This is a genomic window from Streptomyces sp. HSW2009, assembly GCF_040240285.1.
Taxonomy (GTDB): domain Bacteria; phylum Actinomycetota; class Actinomycetes; order Streptomycetales; family Streptomycetaceae; genus Streptomyces.
In genome coordinates this window covers 22,311-28,310 of record NZ_JBEHZD010000037.1, presented here as the reverse complement: position 1 = coordinate 28,310, position 6,000 = coordinate 22,311, and the positions used below count along the sequence as shown (strand labels likewise).

General features: G+C 74.5%; 6 protein-coding genes. 1 reads left to right on the top strand and 5 read right to left on the bottom strand.

All coding sequences use genetic code 11. The features are described from left to right. Positions 1-112: 112 nt before the first annotated feature. From AAHZ94_RS05225 to AAHZ94_RS05205, 5 genes are all read right to left on the bottom strand, one after another. Entirely contained in the window at positions 113-373 is a 261-nt protein-coding gene (locus AAHZ94_RS05225; protein ID WP_349990911.1) for a heavy-metal-associated domain-containing protein, read from the bottom strand. 131 nt (positions 374-504) lie between these two features. Further along, complete coding sequence (locus AAHZ94_RS05220; protein WP_349990909.1) at positions 505-702, bottom strand: helix-turn-helix transcriptional regulator; 198 nt, start codon at positions 700-702, stop codon at positions 505-507. A gap of 190 nt (positions 703-892) precedes the next feature. Beyond that, complete coding sequence (locus AAHZ94_RS05215) at positions 893-1,948, bottom strand: Gfo/Idh/MocA family protein (RefSeq protein WP_349990907.1); 1,056 nt, start codon at positions 1,946-1,948, stop codon at positions 893-895. 61 nt (positions 1,949-2,009) lie between these two features. After that, a complete protein-coding gene (locus AAHZ94_RS05210; protein WP_349990906.1) occupies positions 2,010-3,026 on the bottom strand; it encodes a Gfo/Idh/MocA family protein in 1,017 nt (338 codons plus the stop codon). A gap of 350 nt (positions 3,027-3,376) precedes the next feature. Continuing rightward, positions 3,377-4,297, bottom strand: coding sequence for a sugar phosphate isomerase/epimerase family protein (locus AAHZ94_RS05205; RefSeq protein ID WP_349990905.1), 921 nt, complete (start codon positions 4,295-4,297; stop codon positions 3,377-3,379). A gap of 410 nt (positions 4,298-4,707) precedes the next feature. Here AAHZ94_RS05205 and AAHZ94_RS05200 point away from each other — a divergent pair, with 410 nt between their 5' ends. Beyond that, the gene (locus tag AAHZ94_RS05200) at positions 4,708-5,763 is read left to right on the top strand and encodes a 5-dehydro-2-deoxygluconokinase (RefSeq protein ID WP_349990903.1); all 1,056 of its coding nucleotides are present in this window, start codon (positions 4,708-4,710) and stop codon (positions 5,761-5,763) included. Positions 5,764-6,000: the final 237 nt, after the last annotated feature.

Sequence of the window (6,000 nt, the reverse complement as noted above, 5' to 3'; positions counted from 1 at the left end):
CCCCCCCCCCCCCCCCCCCCCCGCCGCCCCCCCCCCCCCCCCCCCCCCCCCCCCCCCCCCCCCCCCCCCCCCCCCCCGTCGTGCACGGTGCCGAAGGTGGTGCGGCGACGGGTCAGGCGGCGCGGCCCGTGAGCTCGTATCCGGCCTCGTCGATCGCGGCGCGGACGGCCTCGTCGTCGAGCGGGGTGGCGGAGACGACCGTCACCTGGCCGGTGGCGGCCACGGCCTTGACTGAGGTGACCCCGGCCAGCGCCGAGACCTCTTCGGTGACCGCGCCTTCGCAGTGGCCGCAGGTCATGCCCGTCACCGCGTACACCGTGGTGACGTCGCCCTCGGCGGCCGGGCGGGGGGCGGTGTGGGACTCGGAGGTCATGGCGGTCTCCCTGGGGGTGAGGTCAGGTCGGTCGAGAGCGGCCGGGGCGGGCTCGCCGCGGCGTCTCATGACCCTCATCTTATACCCCTGGGGGGTATGACGTCACGGGGTCTCGGCTTCTCCGCGCCCGACTACTCGGCACGCCGCCGGTTGCGCGGTCTCTGGAGCACCCACTCCCGGATCGTGTCCGCGTACCAGAAGGGCTTGCCGTTCTCGACGACGTCGGGCGTCGGGAGCAGGCCGTGCTTGCGGTACGAGCGCACGGTGTCGGTCTGGACGCCGATGTGGGCGGCGATGTCCTGGTACGACCAGAGGTTGCGATCCGTCATCTCTCGGCCCTCCTAGGGCGCCGCAGTCGCGGCGGATCGGGCCGTCGGGGGAGCTGCGGCGACAGGTGTCGTTGAACGCTTGAGCTGTGCCCGGTGAACGACGCTGAGTGACCGAATGCGCACGTCTGTTGATGGTCTGTGACGGAATGGGCAGAAAAGCGTGACGATGGTGACCGCGGGGCGACGGAGGTCACGAAGGGTCGCGGGCGGGGCCGGGTACGAGATCGTCCACGAGGTCGTCCACGAGTGCGTGCACCTCGCTCAGTTGCACGGGCCGGTGCTCCCGCCGGGACAGCTCGCACGCCTCGGCCACCAGCAGCGCGCTCAGCGCCTCGTCGCCCGAGCACGGATTGCCCCGCTCGCCGCGTACGGCCTGGAGGAAGGCGGCCAACTCGGCCCGGTAGGCGGCCTGGAAGCGGTCGGCGAAGTCGCGCCAGGGATGGGCGGGGCCCGGTGGGCCGCCCGGTTCAGCGGAGGCGAACGGCGTCCGGTCGCCGAGCCCGATGACCCACTGGGCGCGCTCGCCGGCGAGTTCGGTGCGGACGTCGTAGCCCGCGCCGTTGTACCGGGTCGCGGTCGCCGTGACCAGCGTGTCGTCGTCCAGCGTGAGGACGGCAGCCGCGGTGTCCACGTCACCGGCGGCGCGGAAGTACGCGGCGCCGGCCGCCGATCCGGTGGCGAACACCTCGGTCACCGCACGCCCCGTCAGCCAGTGCACGGCGTCGAAGTCGTGCACCAGGCAGTCCCGGATCAGCCCGCCCGAAGCGGGCAGGAAGTCGGCCGCCGGCGGGGCCGCGTCCGAGGTGACGGCCCTGATGGTGTGCAGCCGCCCCAACTCGCCGGCGCGCAGGGCCCGCCGGGCGGCCAGATAGCCCGCGTCGAACCGGCGCTGGAAGCCCAGTTGGAGCAGCGTGCCGGCCTCGCGCACCGCGCGCAGGGCCGCGAGCGTGCCCGGCAGATCGGTCGCGATGGGCTTCTCGCAGTACGTGGGCAGGCCGGCGCGGGCCGCGCGGGCGATCAGCGCGGCGTGCGAGGCGGTCGCGGTGGCGATCACCAGGGCGTCCGGCCGCGCGGCGAAGACCTCGTCCACGCCGGCGGCGGCCCGGGCGCCGACCGCACCGGCCAACGCGCGCGCCCGCGCGCCGTCCGCGTCGCCGATCAGCAGTTCGTCGACGCCGTCCAGGCCGGCGAGGGTCGCGGCGTGCACGGCGCCGATCCGGCCGGCGCCGAGGAATCCGATGCGCATGGGTGGCTCCCGTGGCTCCCGTACGAGTGGGGGTGGGCGTCCGGGGCGGGCTGGTGGGGCGTCAGTGGTACGTGGGGCGCTCCGGCAGCTCGACCGGGGTGCGTTGGCCGGTGCCCTGGGCCTGTACGCCGGCCGCGCAGACGGCCGCCGCCGCGTACCCGTCCCAACAGCCCGGGCCCTCGACGGTGCCGCGGCGGGTGGCGTCCACCCAGCGCTGCACCTGGCGGTCGTAGGCGTCCGCGAAGCGCACCACGTAGTCCTGCGGGATGGCGCCGCCCCACTGCCCCGCCGTCTGGGTGAGGAGGCCGGTCTCGTCGCCGGTGCGGGCGGTGCCGCGCTCGCCGACCGCCTCGCAGCGCACCTGGTAGCCGAAGCCGCAGTTGGCGAAGATCTCGACGTCGACGACGGCGCCGCCGGAGGTCTCGAAGAGGACGAGTTGGGGATCGCCGAGGTGGTCGGGGGCGGCCGACGAGGGCGCGGGGCGCACCACGGTGACCGCGGTGATTTCCTGGTCGAGCAGCCAGCGGGTGGTGTCGATCTCGTGCACCACCGAGTCGTTGATCAGCATCTGGGTGGTGAAGCCGGGCGGTGTGGCGACGTTGCGGTGTTGGCAGTGCAGCATCAGCGGCCGGCCGAGGGCGCCGCCGTCGACGGCCGCCTTCAACCGCTGGAAGCCGGCGTCGTACCGGCGCATGAAGCCGACCTGGATGCGCCGCCGGCCGAGCCGCTGTTCGGCCTCAAGGACGCGTAGCGCCCCCGCCGGGTCGGGGGTGAGCGGCTTCTCGCACAGCACGGGCAGGTCCAGGTCGAGCGCCTGGAGCAGCGCCGCCTCGTGGGCCGGCCCGGGCGAGGCGATGAGCACGGCGTCCACCTCGGGCGATGCCAGGGCCGCGGCGGTCTCGGTGTACGCGGCGCACCCCTCGATGCGCTCGGCGACGGCCTTGGCCCGTTCCCCGTCGACGTCCACCACGGCGGCGACCCGGGCGCCGCTGGTGACCTCGTCGATGCGGCGGACGTGGTCGGCGCCCATACGGCCGGTGCCGATGACGGCGACCCCGAGGATGCGCTGCTGCGGCATGTGCGGATGCTCCTCTGTGCTGCGGGTGTGCTGTGGGTTCTGTGCTGCGGGTGTGCTGTGGGTGTGCTGCGTTGCGTACGAGGCCAGTGTGCGGGTGCGGGGGACGGTGCGCGTGCGGGCGGGTGCGGGCGGGTGCGCGGTTGGGGCGTGCGGGTGCGGTGCGGGTTTCGGCGCCGGCGGGCCGCGTACGGGCACGTGCGCGTGCGCGTGCGTACGGGGCGGGACCGGCGCGTACGGATCGGGTACGGGCGGTGCGCCGGCCGTACCCGATCGGGCGGCGCGCTGGCCGCACGCACCGCACCCGTACGCACCGTGCTCGTACGTCCCGTGCCCGTCCGCCGGCCGTGGGCTCAGGCGCCGCAGCCGCGCAGGTAGTGGCGGGTGCGGCGGGCGATGGGGAAGGGCTGGTCGGGCGGGCAGGGGTACATGTCCTGCTCCACGATGGCGAACAGGTCGACGTCCAGCGCCTGGGCCGCGGTGAGGACCGGCTCAAGCGCGGGCACCCCGGTCGGCGGCTCGCACATCACCCCGCGCCGCACCGCGGGCCCGAACGGCACCCCGTCCCTGACCACGTCCGCGAGGATCGCCGGATCGACCTGCTTGAGGTGCAGATAGCCGATGCGTTCGCCGTAGGTCTCGATGAGGCGGACGCTGTCGCCGCCGCAGTAGGCGTAGTGGCCGGTGTCCAGGCACAGGTTGACCAGGTCCGGGTCGGTGGCGTCGAGGAAGCGGGCCACGTTGGCCTCGCCGTCGATGTGCGTGTCGGCGTGCGGGTGGACGACGATCTCCAGGCCGTACCGGTCCCGCACCTCGGCCGCCAGCCGCTCGGTGCCGGAGGCCAGGTCGCGCCACTGCTCCGCGGTCAGCTCCGGGCTCTCGATCAGCTCGGCGGTCTTGTCGTCGCGCCAGAAGGCGGGGATGACGACCAGGTGGCGGGCGCCCATCGCCTGGGTCAGGGCGGCGACCCGGGAGACCTGCTCCCAGGTGGCGTCCCAGACGGCCGGGCCGCGGTGCAGCGCGGTGAAGACGGTGCCGGCGGAGACCGAGAGGCCGCGCCGGGACGTTTCGTCGGTCAGCCGCGCCGGATCGGTGGGCAGATAGCCGTACGGGCCGAGTTCGATCCACGCGTAACCGGCCTCGGCCACCTCGTCCAGAAACCGTTCCCAGGACACCTGTTGGTCGTCGGCCGGGAACCACACGCCCCAGGAGTCGGGCGCCGAGCCGACGCGGATGCGGTCCAGGGCGGGGCGCGGGGGCTGGGGGGCGGCCATGGGGCGCTCTCCTCTCGCCGGTCGACGCTGACCGGACCGTGGGAATCGCGTACGGGACGGGCGGGGCGGTGGACGGCCTCGCTGGGTAGCTTTCCCGCCGCCCCAGCCACTGTCAAGAGTTCGTCCTGACATAAGGACGTCACGTCAATGTGGTGCCTGGCGGGGTACGTCCGTATGTCAGGACAAAATGTTGACAGGCTGCGTGAGGCGCCGTTAGACCTGTTCCCGCGGGGCGGCGCGGGTGCGTTCGCGCAGGGTGGTGCGGGAGGTGGGCGGCAGCCCTCGTACGGGCCCCGCCGGGGCGGTGGCGTGGGGCAGCGGTGCGAGAACGTGGGACGGGGCGTGGGGTGTGGGGTTTCGGGCGGGGTGTCGAGTGGGTCAGTCGCAGTGAGGGCACCGAAGGGGCGAGCATGACGCAGCCGTACGACCTGATCACGATGGGCCGCATCGGAGTCGATGTCTACCCGCTCCAGATCGGCGTGCCGTTGGCGCGCGTCGAAACATTCGGCAAGTTCTTGGGTGGCTCGGCGACCAACGTGGCGGTGGCGGCGGCCCGGCTCGGCCGGACGGCGGCGGTGATCACCCGCACCGGTGATGACCCGTTCGGCGCGTATCTGCACGAGGCGCTGCGCGACTTCGGCGTGGACGACCGCTGGGTGAGCGCGGTGCCGCAGTACCCGACGCCGGTCACCTTCTGCGAGATCTTCCCGCCCGACGACTTCCCGCTCTACTTCTACCGCCAGCCCAAGGCCCCCGACCTGGAGATCCACCCGGACGAACTCGACCTGGACGCGGTCCGGGCCGCCCGCATCTTCTGGATGACCGGCACCGGGCTGTGCGCGGAGCCCAGCCGCGCGGCGACGCTCGCGGCGCTCGCGGCGCGGTCCGCAGGTCGGGGAGCGAGCGGGGGCGCTGGCGGCGGCGGTGCTGGTGGGTTGGGCGCGGGCGGCGGCGCCCCCGGGAGCGCGGACCCGGACGCCGAGACGGGACACGGCGCCGCCTCCGCCACCGTCTTCGACCTCGACTGGCGGCCGATGTTCTGGGCCGACCCGGACGAGGCCAGGCCGTACTACGCCGAGGCACTGCGGCACGCCACCGTCGCGGTCGGGAACCTCGCCGAGTGCGAGGTGGCCACCGGTGAGCGCGAGCCGCGGGCCGCGGCGGACGCGCTGTTGGCCGCCGGCGTGGAGCTCGCCGTGGTCAAGCAGGGCCCGGCCGGGGTGCTCGCCGTGCACCGCGACGGCAGCACCGCCGAGGTGCCGCCGGTCCCCGTCGAGGTGGTGAACGGGCTCGGCGCCGGCGACGCGTTCGGCGGCTCGCTCTGCCACGGGCTGCTGGCTGGCTGGGAGTTGGCGCGCATCATGCGGCACGCCAACGCCGCCGGCGCGCTCGTCGCCTCCCGACTGGCCTGTTCGTCCGCGATGCCCACCGCGGGGGAGGTGGCGGACCTCCTCCAGCGCCAGTGACCCGGCGGGGTGCGACCCGGGGCGGCGGCCGGCCGGGTGGGCGAGCGCTCGCCCGGGGCCGGTACGTCCCGCCCCGTCCGCGGTACGTCTCCGCTGGGCGCTGCGCCCACGCCGTACGCCCCGACCGATCTCGTATCCGTGCCCGATCTCGTAGGACCGTCGTACGGGCACGGGCCTACCCGACTCGTCGACCCGTTCCCTACGACCCGACCCAGCCGACCCACGCTGTACGCCCCA